Here is a 17,407-nt window from a genome sequence, read left to right as displayed (position 1 = left end):
TTGATTAGCCGACTATTCTTTCAGTCCTGTCATCGCAACACCCTCAATGAATCGCCGTTGAGCCATGAAAAAGACAATCAGCAGTGGTACGGTTGCCATGACTGTGGCGCTCATCAGATATTGCCAGGCCGTACCCACTTCATCCGTGAACAGGGACAGCCCTAGCGGTAATGTCATCAGCTCACGCGAGTTAATGAAAATCAGCGGATCAAAAAACTCATTCCAGATGGTCACAAAGGTGAAGATCGTCAGCGTCGCCATGCCGGGTTTGGCAATGGGCAGCATAATCCGCGCATATATCCGGAACCTGTTGCAGCCATCAATCATCGCTGCTTCCTCCAGCTCGGTAGGGACTGTGATGAAGAACTGCCGCATGACAAAGATGCCGAATACACCGCCTGCCCCAAAGATCGGAAGCAAAATCAGCGGAAGATGTGTATCAATCCAGCCCAGCTGCCGCATGAACAGGAACATCGGAATTGCCGTCACCTCGTGGGGAATCATCATGGCACTCAGGAGGGTGAGAAATACCAGATTGCGGCCCTTGAATGGTATTTTTGCAAATGCATATCCGGCAAGGGAAGCAAAGAACACCGTACCCAGCACGACCACAACAGCAATATACACACTATTCAAATAGAACCGATGAAACGGAATCAATCGAAAAACATCGACATAATTCTGAAATCGGAACGTTTCCGGTATCCACTGCGGTGGATACGTGAATATGCTCTGGGGCTCCTTGAAAGACGTGGATATCATCCAGATAAACGGTACAATCATAATCAGCGAAATCAGGGTCAGCAACAAATACGTACCGATTGCACCCCCTGCTGTACGAACAGACGGCTTAGGCATCGCCTTCATTGAATACCCACCTCTTTCGAAGCTGCCATTGCAGCAGCGTCAGGATCAGTACGATAGCAAAGAGCACGTATGCCAGTGCGGACGCATAGCCAAACTGAAACAGCTTGAACGCTTTTTCCCATATATAGTAGACCAGCACCTTGGTGCTATTGCTCGGCCCCCCCTGTGTCATGACATAAATCTGTCCGAACACTTTGAGCGAGCCGATGACCGTCATCACCACGGTCAAAAAAACAGTAGGCGTAATCATGGGAAGCGTCACGTGAAAAAAAGTCTTCTGCCTGTCTGCACCGTCCAGTTTGGCCGCTTCGTACAGTGATCTCGGTACCTGCTGAATTGCGGCTATGAATAGTACCATATTAAGGCCAACATTTTTCAGCACACTGGTGACAATTACCGCAGGCATCGCCAAGTCCTGATTGTAGAGCCAGGCTGGTCCTTTGATGCCCATCATCAACAGAAGCTGATTAATCAATCCCGACTCTGTCGCATACATAAGCTTCCATACAATTGCCCACACAATAAGTGAAGTCATGACCGGAACGAAGATGGCTGTACGGAATATTCCGATCCCACGCAGACTTTTGGATAACAGCAAAGCGAGTAGCAGCGCCAGCACAATATTCAGCGGAACAAGTCCGGCTGTGAAATATACCGTGTTTCCCAGTACTGTCCAGAACATCTTGTCTATCATGATCTCGCGGTAGTTATCCAGCCCAATAAAGTGATGATCTCCAAGCAATGGCCAATCGGTCAAACTCATGTATAATGCGAGGCCCATTGGAAAGAGCAGCAGCAGAGTAAAACCAAGAACCATCGGAGATACGAAAAGCCATCCTGCAATCTGGGCCTCTCTTGCGAGCGGTCCTCTTCCTGAACGCTTGCGTGAATGGGTCAACTCTGGCCCTCCTCTCCTCATCCGTCTTCCTTCTACTTCAGTTTGTCCATGGCATTGCGAAACCCGTTTACGGCTTTTCGCAGCTGTTCCTCCGTTTTACCTGTTACGACTGCTCCGAGCATAATCGCCTTAACCCCGGTATCGTGCAGCACTTGCACATCTTTCTGCACCAGTCTCCTCTGGGAAGGGACCAACACCGGAAGCTCTGCTTGCATAACTAACCGGCGATACCGGAGGACATCTGAGAAGCTTAGCGATGTCCCATACTCTTCTCCAGGGACAATCGATGCCTCCAGCGCGGTAAAACCATAATGCTTTGCCTCCTTAACCAGGGAAGGGTCGTAGTGTTCATTGATGGCGAATGTTTTATCCAGACCGAACTCACCCAGCATGAAGGATGGTAAATGGTGAGCATATATGGAATAGAAATCAAAACCCAATCCGGAAAGCTTGGCCACATCTTCCTGTTGCGTCCCATCAAGGGTACCCGACGGGACCACTCCAAGCGGACCGTTAAATTGGGATCGGATTTCACGGAAGTTTTCAATGTATTCATCCAGCGGACCAAAATGATTTCCACTGGCGCGGTGTCCGACATTGTAATGTACTTTTAGCGCGTCAGCCCCTTCTTCAATTGCTGCCCGGGCCAGTACTGCATCATTAGCGGGCAGGCTGACCACAAGCAGCATGTGTTGTCCATTCAGCGCTTCCTCCAATCTCCCCATACCCCTGCCTCCTGTCGATAAGTCGTTATTTATTATTGCAGCAGGCCTTGAATCTCTTCCTGCATCTGCTTCAGATTATCCTGAGGTGTGGCTGAGCGGGCGAATAATCGATCAAAACCCTGCAGCACTGCATTGTCGATATCCTGCCAGCGAATATGGCCCGGTATCAAGCGTGCTTTAGGCATTTCATCAATCACTGACTGAACAATATGTTCCTTGCTAGGATTATTCGGCTGATTAATGAAAACATCCGAATTCAGTACAGAGGTCCGCGGAGGGACAAAATAAGTTGCCGTGGCCTGAATTCCCTGCTCACTAGCAAAAAACTTCAGCAGTTTCTTTGCTTCTTCGGGATGTTTGCTGTCATTAAACATGGCATATCCAGCCTGACCCAGCATGGGCACACTGCCCTGAGATCCTGAAGGCATCGGGGCAATACTCCATTCGAAGTCCATAATCTCTCTTGCTTTGGACACATAGCTGTAGTTGTCGAAGAACATACCCACATTCCCGGCATCGAAGCTCACCTGCTCACCCGCCTTCGGGTGGGACTCATCGGTAAACATCATCCGTTCAAGCAATTCCAAGGTTTGCACACCATAAGGATCATTCCAGGTGAACTGTGTCATGGCCTCGTTGAATGGCCCGCTGCCATTGGACCAGGAATAGGAGGAAAGAACAGCCCAAGTCTTCCAATCGCGAAAAAAATTGGCACCGTAGATTCGGTTTGTCGCATCCTTGCTGGCAATCGTCTTCGCTGTCTCTTCAAATCGTTCCCACGTCCATTGCCCTTGAGCGGCGAGCGTGTTGGGGTCTGTAAGTCCAGCCTTGTCGAATAGCGATTTGTTGTAGAACATGACGACTGGAGGGGTTGAGAACGGCAAGCCAAGCAGTTGATCACCATCCCGAAACAGATCCAGCGTACTTGGAATATAGTCATCCAATTTGAACTCTGCATCATCCTTGAATTCGGACACGTCTGCCAGAATGTGATTGGATTTGAATTGCGGAATCATCCGCTCGGAGACCCAGGCGATATCCGGTAGCGAGCCGCCGGCTGCAAGCACAGAGATTTTTTGCTGATATTCCGCAAAGGGTACGGATTCCATTGTCACCTTGATGCCCGGATTTTCCTGTGTGAAGCTATCAATCAACTTGTTATACACGTCCATGTGCGCCTGATTTCCCCACATCATGAACTTCAGTTCAATCTCTTCATCTCCTGCGGATGCATTTTCAGGATCACTTCCGGAATTGGAGCCTGCACAGCCAATTAATGCAACAATGATGAATACGAGCATAAACATCAGTCCTGCTTTTTTCATGGAAATCCCCCTCGTAGCTTAGTGATGTTCACGTGCAACCAAAGTATAGCGAAGGAATCAATGGTTCATAAATCACGCCAGCTATAGAAATGGTACGGTTTTTCAAGGACTTAGATGAAGGTCAAGTGCTACAGCTGCTCATCCGTACCGAATCGGTTCCGATATTCCCCTGCCGTCCAGCCCACCTGCTGTTTGAATACCAGCATGAAGTGTTTGGGACTCTGATGACCGGACAACCTCGCTACATCATAGATTTTCAGTTGGGTGTTAACCAATAGCCATTTGGCCCGCTCCATGCGCGCCTCAGCGATGTATTCCGAATAGGTTGTCCCCGTTTCATTTTTGAAGAGCTGGCTTAGATAGGTCGGGTTCAGATGGACAAGTGCCGCTATGGTCTGCAGACGCAGATCTCCATCAGGGTGAAGCCTGATATATTCCTTTACATCCCGAATGATCTTTCGCGTATCTCCACTGCTGCACTCGGGTTCCCCCGTTGTATCCAGGGTTTGGCTTGACGAAACGCCGTATCTCCGGTCCAGCAGCAGCTGAATTTTCTGAATGGCGGTCACCCACTCTTGGAGTTCCACCGGCTTCAGCAGGTAGTTCTGTACACCATACTCCATTGCTCTGCGTGCATACTCAAACTCGCCATAGCCGCTAATGATGATCATCAGCAGTTCGGGATACATTTCCCTTGCTTTGGATATCAGAGTCAATCCATCCATTTCCCGCATGCGAATATCTGTAATCAGCACATCAGGCACATCACTTCTCAAAAATTCAAGAGCCTCTCTTCCTCCAGAAGCTTCACCCATAACGCGAAACTCGGGAGCTGTCCGAATAATTAACTCCCGCAGCCCTTCGAGGATGACCCTCTCATCTTCCACAAGCAAAACTTTATACATGCACGTTATCCCCTTTCCCCTGCAGCGGTATAGTAATCGTGGCGGCTAGTCCCTGCCCGGGGCTTCCGTCAACGGTCAGACTGGCGCCTTGACCATAAATAAGGTGGAGTCGCTGTGCTATATTGGTAAGCCCTAATTGACCATCAGCGTTACAGCGCAGGAATTCACTTGAGGGAAGCTGGGAGAATGACTCGTTCCAATCGTCAATCTCTTCTTGGCGTAGACCTTTACCATTATCGCGAACGGTAAGCAGTAACTCTTGATCGAACTTCAAGGCCGATATCCAAATCATTCCCCCGTCCTCCTGCCCTTCCAATCCATGGTATACTGCGTTTTCCACGAGCGGCTGCAAAATCAGCTTGGGAATCAAACAGTCCTGAACCTCTTCTTCAACTTCAAAAATCACCTGCAGTCTTCCGTTATAACGCACCTGTTGAATGCGTACATAAGATTCTACAAAAGCCAACTCCTCCTGAAGGAGTACGATCCGATCCACCTTATCAATGGTGTATCGCAGCAGCTTGCCCAGCGCCGTCACCATGTTGGACACTTCTGTATGCTTCCTGCGGATGGCCATCATATTAATGGACTCCAGCGTATTGTATATAAAATGAGGATGGATCTGACTTTGCAGCGCCGACAGCTCTGCTTCCCGCTCTCGAATACCGAGTAGGAACACTTCGTTAAACAAGCGGTGAATCTCATCCATCATCCGGTTAAACCCCCGGCTGATCTGACCGAATTCATCACTGCCGAAGCTTGCCACACGCTGGGTAAAATCACCCTGCTCCACGCGAATCATATTTTGCTTCAGGCTGATTAAAGGCCTTGTTACACGATAGGATATAAGAGCCGCCAGAATGGCTACACCCGCCATGCACAGAACAGCGAACCCAAATGTGAACGTAAGCATTTCACCTGATTCCTTTTGAATGACAGAAATGGGTGTAAGACTAATGACCGATAGCCCGGAATAATTCGAGTGATGCCGTACATACAGATAGGGGCTCCTGTCCAGTACCACCTTTTGATTTCCGGCATAACCTTGAAGCTGCTCATGCTGTAACAGTTGATTGTACGCGGATCGTCCACCAAGTGAAGTTCGCTCAAACACAAGACGCTGCTTGCTGTCCACAATCATGAGACTCGCATTTTCCTCAAAATTCAGATTGGATAACAGCTGGCGGAAGGCATCCAGCCGGATATCAATCAGAATATATCCAAGCCGTTTGAGGGTGCCTGGATCACGAATCTCTCGGGCAACGGAGATATAGGCTTCTTCATTCTTGCCTGTGTAATAACTTGGATGATGCGGAGGGAGCAGTCGCCATTCCCCCTCTGAGCCTCCAAGCTCTGCAAACCAATCATCCTGCCTACTGTCCCATACCGGCTTCACTGCCAAGGAATCCAGATTGGAGAACAGGATGCCACTGTTCGAGATCAGGTGGATGCCGCGAATCTCCGGGCGATCATAGGCTTGACCCGAAGTATAGAGCTTCATCTTCAAGTAATCGTCGGATCTTGCCCAGGTGGCTGTTCCCATTGGCGCGTTGTATTTCCCCAGAATACCCAGCACGGTCTGATCATAGAGCGGCAGGAGCGATATACGCTCGAAGTCCTTTAACAGCCGATTCAGATTCGTGTTAATCTGGCGGATGATATCAATGGTGAACTGCTCCGTTTTGCGGTCAATTGTCTGTGAGAAATGGTAATAGTTGACCAACCCCTGCAAACTCAGCGGAAGCAAAGTGAGAACCAAAAACAATAGCAGCAGCTTGGTGCGCAGGTTCAAGTTTCTTTTTAAACAACCTTGTACTTTGACCATTCACGGATCCCTCCCACTCCTGTCATTTGAGAATCATCTTCGAAATTGCCAGATATAATTGGCGTTTATCATATCCAGTTTCAACGATGGCTGACTATCCTGCCAACATCGGGATTGGTATGGAATTTCAAGATGAAATCCTCACTACAAAGAAAACAAAAAAAAAGCCGACTGTATTGCTCTACAGTCGACTATTTCTTTGAATGAATCCACTCAATAAGACGGGCAGTCAGTTTCCATTAAATGTCCAGTGGATGGTATAGCCCTTCGTCTTTTTTCAGACTAAAAAACCGACTGCATTATGCAATCGGCTGTCTGTTCATATATTGTTGTTTTCTATATTTGAAACGGTTATATTCATTGATCAGTTCGTCCAGTACCATGGATTGTTGAAGGACTTTGTTGTCTTGCATGCCATGATGCTCCGCCAAACGACTTAATTCTTGCCTGTTCCGTTCAATCTGGTCTACAACCTGACTTGGTCCTTTCATAGCATGCACCCCCTTCTTTATAGACCATTTTAGGATAGTTTGCCAAAAAATTCATATTTTATTCCTTTGCAAATCAAAAAGTTTATTTGCAGAAGGTATTCATTCATTACCAAGCATTTTGCAACAATTCAAGATATAGACTAAAGACTAACCAACTTCAGGTGTTTAACCGCATTCACATTCTACATCTTGTATAGAATTAAACGATTATTTTCACTTATGGATTTCTATTAACGGGCTCTTACCGGAAGATAACTATTAACATCTCTCAATTCCTATATTGATTCATATTAGAATACATTCACAAAAGAGCGTCCATTTCCTAAATTCGGAAAGAACGCTCGTCCACATTTTAACAACATCTATACACGAATCAAAGGCTTTTTAATATCCACCTGTACCGTGACTGGATACAGAACTTCTCATGGAATCCATAGGGTTAATCATACCCGTAATCAAAAGGATTGAACTAAACAGCATTAATACTAACGTGGCTTTTTTTAGCATATCGACCATAAACCTCCTTGATAAGATTTGAATAATTTAGCTTCACAGATTCAGTCGCTTGATGCCTGTATTCTTCGAATAAACCTACACAGTAAATGATTGTAGAGTCATCTTTGATTTTGTGAGCTGATGCCAAACAAGTCATTAGACTCCTAAATCCTTCTTCATATCTTTCCTTAGATAGCTGATAAAACGCTAATTCTGCCCAAAACTTGGTGTACCTATCATCTTTGACTTGAACAACATAGCTCGTTTCGTGATTGCCTTCCTCATATAAAAGATGAATATATAGATCAAACCTCCTGAGGGCGTGGTCTACATTCAAATTGTATAGATTTGCAGCTTCCATAACCTTAACCAACCCAAGAAGTGTTTCATTTTCGTCTTCATCGATAAAATCCAAATAGGAATTTAAGGCTTCGTAATCACCCAACATCAGTTTATAAAGGTAGGAATTAACTTCCGCCCAATCCTTAAATCTTTTAATAAATATTAGATCCTCTGCTGTAGGGTCATCAACAACAACATTGGAGTACAGCGTTGTAAGATTCAAAGCCTTTTCGTAATTTCCCCGCTCGCCCCACACATTAGACATCAATAAGTGCGCATAAGATCTATAGGTGAATAGAGGGTGCTTGGAAACTCTATGGTTATCTAAACCTTTTTTCTTCGTTTGATATTGTTCCAAAAATCCAACTCGCTGCTCTAGTTCACCAGCTAATTGAAATACCTTATCCCAGTGGCGCAATCCACTATATGTATTAGCCAATTCCCTGATTGCGTCCAGCTGTCGCTCTTCATCCAGCCGGTTAATATACGGCTCGAAGTGAACTGCGGCCCTGAGATTCTCATGCTGGTCCTGGCCAAGAGACAAGGTGAAGATACGATAATGGCATAGTGCAAGACGTTCGGAGTGCTGGTACTTCTCACACTCGGCGACACATTCGTACAGCATTCGCGCAGCCTTCTTCTGATCACGTTCGAGCATATATTCTGCAAGTTCGAACAATTCGGACACATAGGAGCGGTCATCCGTCACTTGCTGAATTACCCTCTGTATGCAGTCCAGCTTGTCCAACTCAGCGCAGCGTTGCAGGAACGGCTCGAGCCTTCTCCAGTGCGGTGCGGACTCCACAAAACATTCAGCACCATATATTTCGTAGAAGTGTCCCTCTTCCAGCTTCATGCCCTGGGTGATGAGGTCCAATTGAGCCATGGCGATCGGCCGTGTACCTTTGATAATTGCACTTAACGTTCCGGCGTTAACCCCCGATATATCAGCAAAGTATTGAAGGGTATACCCCTGTTTCCTGATGTAATCCTCAATATTTGAGCGTATCGTAGTTGTAGGTTCCATGTCTCCCACCTCCACAATGAAAATCCAGAAATTTGAATTTCTATGATAAGTACAATTTTAATCCTAAATTTTACAGCGGTCAATAAAAATCGTGGCAATTTCCTGCACATTTAGACATTTATATTGAATATATTTCGTCTTATAGAAAAAATCCATTAGAAGAATCGAAACGGACATGTTACAGTAAGTTCAATTCATAATATCCTACTATTTCCATAGGATTACACAACACAGACTGGCCAATCCAGTTCAAGGAGAAGTTCAGATGAAATTTGCCTTGTTTAGCCTCATGATGAACCTGCCTAATGCGGTCACTGGCGAAGCACTCACGACACAGCAGAAATTCCACAACATTCTGGAGCAAGCCAGACTGGCCGAGCGTTTGGGTTTCGATGCGTACGGGATTGGTGAGCGGCACGGGGCACCTTTTCTGTCCTCTTCACCTCCAGTTGTATTGACTGCTATAGCTGCAGCTACCTCACGTATCCGGTTGCTTACCACAGTAACTGTTCTAAGCGTACTGGATCCGGTGCGGGTTGCAGAGGATTATGCAACGCTGGATCAGTTATCTGGTGGACGGCTGGAGATGATCATCGGGAAAGGCAATGACCCCCGGCACTATCCGCTGTTTGGCATTCGTGAAGAGGAACAGTGGGTTTCCCTTGCTGAACGTTATGAACTGCTGAAGCGCCTGTGGACGGAGGAGAACGTAACCTGGCAGGGAACATATCGGCCTCCCCTTCATGAGGTTACCACTTGGCCGAGACCACTTCAGCAATCCATACCAATCTGGCATGGCAGCGCGTCGAGTACACTCTCTACTGAACTGGCAGCGAAATATGGCGAGCCGCTCTTCACTTCGAATTCTTTTCATCCCCAGGCTAAATACAAAGCATTGATTGACCATTATCGGGAACGCCTCGATTATTATGGTCATGATGCAAGCCGCGCGGTGATCGGATCGGGAGCAGGCAGCCTGTATCTTGCAGATACTCGTGAGGAGGCGATTCGTCGCTACACACCTTACTATAATGCTTTTCATGCTACCGCCGCCGCACAGCATAACCAGTCACCCTTCACAGATCTGGAAGATAACATTGCACGTGGCCCCGTACTTATTGGTAGTCCGGAACAGGTCATTGAAAAAATCATGAATTACCATGCCGCGTTTGGACATCAGGTACTGAGCATTAGTGTGGATGGACTCAGTCATAGTGAGCAGCTGGAGCAAGTGGAGCGCTTTGCCCAAGACGTAGCACCTCTATTGCGACGAGAATTGCCGAGTGTGGTATGGAACGATCCCCCCGTTTTAAGTCAGCAATCTCCTTCCTCTGCCTCCGGCCCTTCTGCTTCTTGGCCCTCGGCCATCTCTCCCCTGTTTCAGGTATGACGCAGCCTCGCCAGATACGCCTTCATACAGGGTGATTCATGAGAATCGCCCTGCTCCCCTTCGGTTCCGCTCTTTCTCTCCGCTTAATCGGACTTCATCCCTGCAAATAGTGAATTCAATAGTCGCTGTACAAACTCAGGATCCATTGGCTCCCCCGTCACTAACATGCGATAGAACACTGGCCCATAGATCATGTCGATACACAAACCGATATCCAGGTCACTCTTTAATTCGCCCCGCGTTACTCCCTTTTCAATAATTCCCCAAGCTTCACGCCGACGAGGCTGAATATATCTGGTCCGGTATTCTACCGCAAGACCTGGATCTGACTGCCCTTCTCCGATAATCTCTGTAATGGCCTTTCCGTCCTGGCTGGTCAAAAACTGAATCATATTACTCGCATGAATACGTACATCCTCAAATACCGACCCTGTATCCGGGACAGGTAATCTTGCTGTCATGGCCGACATGTATCCATCCATGATGACAGCCCCTTTATTGGGCCACCATTTATATATGGTTGCTTTGCTCACTTGCGCTCGCTCAGCTATCTTTTCAACCGTAATCGCGGCAAAGCCGTGTTCCAGCAATAACTCATAGGCAGCTGCCAGAATGGCATTCTGGGTTTCCATGTTGCGGGGACGCCCTCTTTTGGCTGTCATTTAAACCCACCCCTCCTTGTTTCTAACCATACATTTCATTTCTATTTTCTTAAAAACGATACGTTCATTATACTAAATTGCCCTCCATATAAACAATTTGACCCTTCGACAATGCTGATTATCTCAAATAATTCCTTCATGCCTATTTACAATACTAAACGTTTAGTTTATTATATGTTTGTAATTAGTGAACGAACTGTTTAGAAAATGATGATTCCAGCTGTATTGGCTCATACTGAGTAGTCATTTAATACCATGTGGAGGATGATAATCATGAACATGAAAAACGATGTGCAAGCAAGACAGGTTCCCCGTTGGCTGGTTTTCCTTTTGGCTGCGGCATGCGGACTCATTGTGGCTAATCTGTACTACGCACAGACCGTAATCGGGCCGATCAGTGATTCGACAGGATTGTCGTCAGCTGCCGCAGGATTAATCGTAACGTTAACACAAATTGGATATGTCATCGGACTGCTGTTTATCGTACCGCTCAGTGACATTATGGAGAATCGGCGGCTCGTAACTTCCTTTCTGGTATTACTGGTCGTTGCCTTGGCTGCAGCAGCGCTCTCCACTCATGCTGTATTATTTCTAACATCCTCTCTGGTTATCGGTGTAGGTTCTGTGGTTGCCCAGATTCTCGTACCCTACGCGACTTACCTTACTTCGGAAGAACAGCGCGGGCAGGTCGTAGGCAATGTCATGAGCGGCCTTCTTCTTGGCATCATGCTGGCTCGCCCGGTGGCAAGCTTCATTACGGATGCTTTTGGTTGGCAGGCTGTCTTTATCTTCTCCGCTATCGTTATTACACTGCTCGCTCTGCTATTATCACGCGCTCTTCCTGTACGCAAGCCTCAACCTGCAATGAAATATGGTCAGCTCATTGTTTCACTGGGTACCCTGTTTAAAACTCTGCCCATGCTGCGCCGCCGGGCACTGTATCAGGCCAGCTTGTTTGGTGCCTTCAGTCTCTTCTGGACCACCGTACCTTTGCGGCTGGCGAATGATTTTGGCATGACCCAGCAGGGCATTGCCTGGTTTGCCCTAGCCGGGGTGGGCGGGGCCATTGCGGCTCCTATCGCGGGCAGATGGGCAGACAAAGGCTTGACCCGGATATTGACCGGTCTCGCCATGGTGATTGCTGTTTTATCCTTCGGCCTTGCGTACGTGTTTCAGGGACATTCGACTGCTGAGCTGGTTCTGCTGGTCATTGTTGCCATTACGCTCGACATGGCAGTCTCGGGCAATCTCGTTCTGGGACAGCGCGTCATCTACTCCCTTGCTGGTGAAGCGAGAGGACGGGTGAACGGAATCTTCATGTCGATCTTCTTTATTGGAGGTGCCATTGGTTCCTCTATTGGAAGCTGGTCTTACGCATCAGGTGGCTGGAGTCTGACGACACTGATCGGCCTGATCATGCCGCTGCTGGCCCTCGGTTACTATTTCACTGAAAAGAAACCCGGCATTGTCAGCAACTCATAACTGCATCCCGTGACAACAGGAAAGAGGGCAGCCTAATCTCCGGATTAGAGCTGCCCCCTTTTTTTTCAGACCAAAATAGGCAAATGCTTGGTCACATCGTACTCGACTAACGGCTCACCTGTGCGCAATCTGTGCACAAGATCGGGATTAGCAATATAAGGCCGACCGAAGGCAGCAAGATTAATGACTCCATCATTCAGACCTTCTTCTGCCATGTGAATATCGAGATCTCCCACTCCAATAATGGTGTGCTCCCACTGTTCCCTGATCATCTCATGAAAGGTCTTCTCTCCCGCCCAGACTCTTGTATATTGATCTGTTGAAGGATGAAGAATCGTAATACCGGTCTCACGGAACAGGTTAAGATAAGCATTAATCATGCCAGCCTTATCTATCCATACATAGGAAGGGTCATCATCCTTCTTCTCGGAAAATCGGATTGATATGCGATCCACGCTGATTTCTTTTTCTACTGCCAGGATGATTTCTCTCAAAAAACGTAATCTCCCCTGAATCCCTCCTCCATATTCGTCCGTTCTTTGATTCGTTTTCTCATTGATGAACTGATCAATTAAATACCCATGAGCTGCATGCAGCTCAATTCCATCGAATCCGGCCAACACTGCATGACGGGCAGCGATCTGAAAATGATGAATTGTACTCTGAATATCCTGTGTGCGCATCGTTTCAGGAATCTGATATGGCTTGTGCAACTTATGCACCTTCCCCTCAGCCTGAATACTTGAAGGCGCCTGCGGTGTTCTTCCAATGAGGTCAGAGTGGGACAATCTACCGACATGCCAGAGTTGGGCAATGACCGTCCCGCCCTGTCTGTGAACGGCCTCAGTTACCTTTTGCCATGAGATCGCTTGCTCTTCCGTATACAAACCGGGTATGCCATACGTTCCTTTTCCAGCCAGACTGGGGTTAATCCCTTCCGTAATAATCAGACCTGCACCATCTCGTGCACGTTGCTCATAATAGGCCACCATCTCCTCTGTCACCGTACCATCCGCATCATTCGCAAATCCTCTTGTTAACGGCGCCATCACAATACGATTTCTTAGCTCCCACTGATTGATCTTAACCGGATTGAGTAAATTAAAAAGATTATTCATGCCATCCCTTCTCTCATCGTGATTAAGGATATTGTAGGCCGGCTCAGACATATCGTAAAATGATTAAAATATATAGAAGTATCACTACGAGAGATATCTCATGTCCATTTATTTATATTTGAAGAGATTCCACAATCAGGAGGAAAACCCATGGAATTATCCGATATCGATATCATTCTAGCCGTCGGACGGTCAGGTAAAATCTCGCAAGCCGCCAAAGAACTGAACTATGCCCAGTCTAATGTCACTACACGCATCAAAAAGCTGGAGCAGGAGTATGAGGTACAACTATTCAACCGATTCCACAAGGGTGTGGTGCCCACAGCCAAAGGAGAACAGTTTATTAAATATGCTGAACGTATTCACAATCTGCTGCACGACCTGGAAGAGGATATGAAGGATATTGGGGAGCCATCCGGTACATTAAAAATAGGAATCGTGGAGACGGCTGCTTCAAGCCGCTTCATGGAAATTCTGAACGAATACCAAATTGCACATCCAAAGGTATCCATCTCGCTAGTGAACGCCACCGCTCCAAAAGTGCTTCGCCACAAAATACAGACGAATGAAATTGATGGCGCGTTTATCAGTGGTGCCTGTGTTAAAGAAGGGTTAAGAGTGGAATATGAAATGCAAGACACTGTGCACATTATTTCTAAACGAACGGAGACACCCATTGAGAGCCTGTGCCAGGTCTCATGGGTAGTGTTCCCTCAGGGCTGCCCCTACCGTGAAATTACGGAAATGTTCTTAGAGGAAGAAGGGTTATCTGCCCGCAATATGATTGAAGTCAGTACGATGGATAACTTGCTCAGCTGTGTAGAATCCGGCATTGCATACACGATTATGCCTTGCAGCGTGATCCATAAGAAACCGGATGCGTACACTGTACATGATCTAGCTGAGCAGTTTACCCATACCACAACTACCTTTGTACGCGGGGAGGGACGGTATGTCAGTACCGCATTAGATGAATTCATAAAGCTGCTGAATCAGAAATGCATTACATTCTAAGATCCGCGTTATACTTTCTTTAGATTTAGCCCGTATCCTTGCGTTATGGATTCAACACAACATTCATACGGAGGATATATATCATGAACCTGAAACATCGTTTTATTCAAAAAACAGCCGTACTCGGCATGGCTATTGCCATGATTGCTGGCTCCGCTTCGGCAGGAGCCTCACCTATAGCTAAGGAGCAATGGGTGCAGGATCATGCCCATGAGATCACATCCCTGACCTCGGACAACTACAGTGACCTTGCCTTTCTGAAGCCATTGCTGCAGGACAAGAAAGTAGTTAGCCTGGGAGAGAACTTTCACCGGGTTGCCGAATACAGTGCCATCAAAACGCGCATGATCAAATTTTTGCATGAAGAACTCGGCTATGATGTCATTGCCTTCGAATCCGGCATGGGGGATGCCGCCGTTGCCTATGAACAAGGAGCAAATCTGACGCCTGCCCAGATGATGGAGCTGTCCATTTTTCCGATCTGGCACTCGCAGGAAACACTCGGCCTCTACGAATACATTCAGGAGCAGAGCAAGACGGATCATCCACTGATTCTTGCAGGATATGATATGCAGTTTACGACCGGGTACTTAACCCAATTTATCAGTGACTGGATTAGCAGTCTGGATCCTGCCAGAGGCAAGCAGTTCTATGCATTTGAGATGCAGGGCATCACGGATTTGTATGCCGTCCTCAACAAATATGGTATCGACAGCGACAACAATCCCGAATTCAAGGCGGCCATCCATAAAGTGAAGGATGCTTATGCCCCGCAGTACGAGGAATTGGTTCAATGGATCACCGAGCATAAGCAGGAGCTCGTGAAGTCATTCCCGGACAACCCGAAACTGGCTGACATGATGATCCGTGTGCTGAAGGACCGGAGCAAATTTATCGAGATGGCTGCCTACGACACTCGGGAGAGTTACGAATTCCGCGACCGTGCCATGGCCGATAATCTGGAGTGGCTGATGGACGTCATGTATCCAGGTAAAAAATTCATTCTTTGGGCTCACAATGACCATCTCGCCAAGAGCACATCGACCATTCTTAATCCCCCAATCGGAGAAAGTAACGGGAACTCCGGATTGTGGCAATCCAGCTTCAAAAGCATGGGCGAAATGATGCATGAGAAGCTGCAGGATGACATGTATGTGATCGGGCTTTATATGAATGAAGGACAAGCGAGCGAGATTTCCACAGGCCAAACGTTTGATATCTCTCCGATGCCTCGCGGCAGTCTGGAGTATACCTTAATGAAATCCGGCTACCGTAATACATACATTGATCTCTCCGAAGCCAAAGACGCTACAGGTGCTGCAGCCTGGTTGTCCCGCTCGGTCTTTGCAGCAGAGGATGGCATGGTGGATGAAGTCATTCATCCGATGTCGATGAACTTCATTCCGACTGAACAATATGATGGCATTCTGTTAATCGACAAAGTCAAAGCACCAACGACCACCTACAAAGGCGGCTTCAAGGATCAATTGCAGCAGCAAGAGTAAACCAATACGCTGTAACAGGGTAACATATCAAAAAAAGAGGCAGATATTCCTTTCGGGAATACCTGCCTCCTTGGCGATCTTTTTTAACTCATTCCACATGTATGAATCTCATAGGTTCCTTCTGGACTTACCCACGTAGTCGGCGGGCACTCAGTGCGTGATGACCTTGCTGCAGGAAGGTGCTGCGTGTATTCTTCATCAGCTCAATTCGGCGTTCAGCCAAACGGTCTGCGGCAATATACGTTGCAATGCCTTCGGTACGGGAGGTTTCGAAAATTTTCTCCAAACTGGTGTAAATTTCTCCGATCTTGTTCCATGCACGCTCCGAGTTATAACCATTCAATTCGTCTGCGATGTTGATGACTCCGCCTGCATTAATAACATAATCCGGAGCATAAACGATACCTCTCTCATGCAAAATGTCACCATGACGTGGTTCCAGCAGCTGGTTGTTGGCGCAGCCTGCAACCACCTTGGCTTTGAGCGTTTTGAGTGTATCGTCATTAATCGTTCCGCCCAGTGCACATGGTGCATAGATGTCACATTCGACGCCAGTAATTTCCCCCGGATCAACAGCCGTTGCCCCGAAGCGATCCACTGCTTGCTTCACGGAATCTTTGTGAATATCCGTCACAATCAGGCGGGCACCTTCTTCGTACAAATACTTGCACAGACTCATGGCTACGTTGCCGACACCTTGAACGGCAACGGTTTTGCCTTCCAGCAGATCCGTGCCAAAGGCCTCTTTTGCCGCTGCCTTCATCCCCCGGTACACTCCCCAGGCCGTAGCAGGAGATGGGTTCCCGGACGACCCATAGCTTGGCGATATGCCAGTTACATAATCCGTCTCCTGATAGATCAGGTTCATGTCTTCCTCCGAAGTCCCCACGTCTTCTGCAGTTACATAACGCCCATTTAGACCTTGAATGTACCTGCCGAATGCACGGAACATCGCTTCGTTCTTGTCGCGGCGCGGGTCGCCGATAATCACAGCTTTACCGCCGCCAAGATTCAAGCCGGATACGGCATTTTTATATGTCATCCCCCGTGAAAGGCGCAGTGCGTCTTCGATAGCAGCCTCTTCAGAAGCATACGTCCACATCCGAGTACCGCCGAGTGCAGGGCCGAGTGTTGTATCGTGAATGGCGATGATCGCCTTTAACCCGGAAGCTTTGTCCTGACACAGGACCAGTTCCTCATAATCATGCTGCTCCATTACTTCAAACCAACTCATGTTTAACCGTCTCCTCCAACCATTTTTGCGAGTAATTCACAAGGCTTCTGTATCTTTGCCATCCTCTATTGTACCTAGATCATCTCAGAATGTGCAAAATCA

15 protein-coding genes are annotated in these 17,407 nt (G+C 47.4%); 4 read left to right on the top strand and 11 right to left on the bottom strand.

The window, feature by feature from the left end:
* Window positions 1–12: 12 nt before the first annotated feature.
* From AC3WQ3_RS10910 to AC3WQ3_RS10875, 8 genes are all read right to left on the bottom strand, one after another.
* Window positions 13–867, bottom strand: coding sequence for a carbohydrate ABC transporter permease (locus tag AC3WQ3_RS10910; protein WP_492472269.1), 855 nt, complete (start codon window positions 865–867; stop codon window positions 13–15).
* Window positions 851–1,786, bottom strand: coding sequence for a carbohydrate ABC transporter permease (locus tag AC3WQ3_RS10905; RefSeq protein WP_492472268.1), 936 nt, complete (start codon window positions 1,784–1,786; stop codon window positions 851–853). Before AC3WQ3_RS10905 ends, AC3WQ3_RS10910 begins: the two co-directional genes overlap by 17 nt.
* Window positions 1,787–1,797: 11 nt before the next feature.
* Complete coding sequence (locus AC3WQ3_RS10900) at window positions 1,798–2,490, bottom strand: hypothetical protein (protein WP_492472267.1); 693 nt, start codon at window positions 2,488–2,490, stop codon at window positions 1,798–1,800.
* Between the two features lie 32 nt (window positions 2,491–2,522).
* Window positions 2,523–3,815 (bottom strand): ABC transporter substrate-binding protein, encoded by a 1,293-nt coding sequence (locus AC3WQ3_RS10895; protein ID WP_492472266.1) that lies wholly within the window; start codon window positions 3,813–3,815, stop codon window positions 2,523–2,525.
* A gap of 128 nt (window positions 3,816–3,943) precedes the next feature.
* The gene (locus AC3WQ3_RS10890; RefSeq protein WP_127539104.1) at window positions 3,944–4,720 is read right to left on the bottom strand and encodes a response regulator transcription factor; all 777 of its coding nucleotides are present in this window, start codon (window positions 4,718–4,720) and stop codon (window positions 3,944–3,946) included.
* A complete protein-coding gene (locus tag AC3WQ3_RS10885; protein ID WP_492472265.1) occupies window positions 4,713–6,545 on the bottom strand; it encodes a cache domain-containing sensor histidine kinase in 1,833 nt (610 codons plus the stop codon). The genes AC3WQ3_RS10890 and AC3WQ3_RS10885 overlap by 8 nt, the downstream gene beginning before the upstream one ends.
* A 299-nt stretch (window positions 6,546–6,844) precedes the next feature.
* The gene (locus AC3WQ3_RS10880) at window positions 6,845–7,036 is read right to left on the bottom strand and encodes an aspartyl-phosphate phosphatase Spo0E family protein (protein ID WP_127539102.1); all 192 of its coding nucleotides are present in this window, start codon (window positions 7,034–7,036) and stop codon (window positions 6,845–6,847) included.
* A 469-nt stretch (window positions 7,037–7,505) separates the two neighbouring features.
* Window positions 7,506–8,900 (bottom strand): transcriptional regulator, encoded by a 1,395-nt coding sequence (locus AC3WQ3_RS10875; protein WP_154896499.1) that lies wholly within the window; start codon window positions 8,898–8,900, stop codon window positions 7,506–7,508.
* 265 nt (window positions 8,901–9,165) lie between these two features.
* On the opposite strand from AC3WQ3_RS10875, the gene AC3WQ3_RS10870 reads away from it, so the two are divergent.
* Window positions 9,166–10,290, top strand: a complete 1,125-nt coding sequence (locus AC3WQ3_RS10870; RefSeq protein ID WP_492472264.1) for an LLM class flavin-dependent oxidoreductase — start codon at window positions 9,166–9,168, stop codon at window positions 10,288–10,290.
* 83 nt (window positions 10,291–10,373) lie between these two features.
* Here the strand turns inward: AC3WQ3_RS10870 and AC3WQ3_RS10865 are convergent, their stop codons facing one another.
* A complete protein-coding gene (locus AC3WQ3_RS10865; protein WP_492472263.1) occupies window positions 10,374–10,952 on the bottom strand; it encodes a TetR/AcrR family transcriptional regulator in 579 nt (192 codons plus the stop codon).
* A gap of 273 nt (window positions 10,953–11,225) precedes the next feature.
* Here AC3WQ3_RS10865 and AC3WQ3_RS10860 point away from each other — a divergent pair, with 273 nt between their 5' ends.
* Entirely contained in the window at window positions 11,226–12,434 is a 1,209-nt protein-coding gene (locus tag AC3WQ3_RS10860) for an MFS transporter (protein ID WP_430199212.1), read from the top strand.
* Between the two features lie 65 nt (window positions 12,435–12,499).
* Here the strand turns inward: AC3WQ3_RS10860 and AC3WQ3_RS10855 are convergent, their stop codons facing one another.
* Window positions 12,500–13,552 (bottom strand): oxidoreductase, encoded by a 1,053-nt coding sequence (locus AC3WQ3_RS10855; protein WP_492472262.1) that lies wholly within the window; start codon window positions 13,550–13,552, stop codon window positions 12,500–12,502.
* Window positions 13,553–13,702: 150 nt separating this feature from the next.
* Here AC3WQ3_RS10855 and AC3WQ3_RS10850 point away from each other — a divergent pair, with 150 nt between their 5' ends.
* Window positions 13,703–14,566, top strand: coding sequence for a LysR family transcriptional regulator (locus tag AC3WQ3_RS10850; protein ID WP_492472261.1), 864 nt, complete (start codon window positions 13,703–13,705; stop codon window positions 14,564–14,566).
* 83 nt (window positions 14,567–14,649) lie between these two features.
* Window positions 14,650–16,071 (top strand): erythromycin esterase family protein, encoded by a 1,422-nt coding sequence (locus AC3WQ3_RS10845; RefSeq protein WP_492472260.1) that lies wholly within the window; start codon window positions 14,650–14,652, stop codon window positions 16,069–16,071.
* Between the two features lie 127 nt (window positions 16,072–16,198).
* Here AC3WQ3_RS10845 and AC3WQ3_RS10840 read toward each other — a convergent pair whose 3' ends face one another.
* Window positions 16,199–17,305, bottom strand: coding sequence for a Glu/Leu/Phe/Val family dehydrogenase (locus AC3WQ3_RS10840; RefSeq protein ID WP_492472259.1), 1,107 nt, complete (start codon window positions 17,303–17,305; stop codon window positions 16,199–16,201).
* Window positions 17,306–17,407: the final 102 nt, after the last annotated feature.

Source organism: Paenibacillus sp. FW104-T2, assembly GCF_058789975.1.
This window is presented reverse-complemented; position numbering and strand designations above follow the sequence as displayed.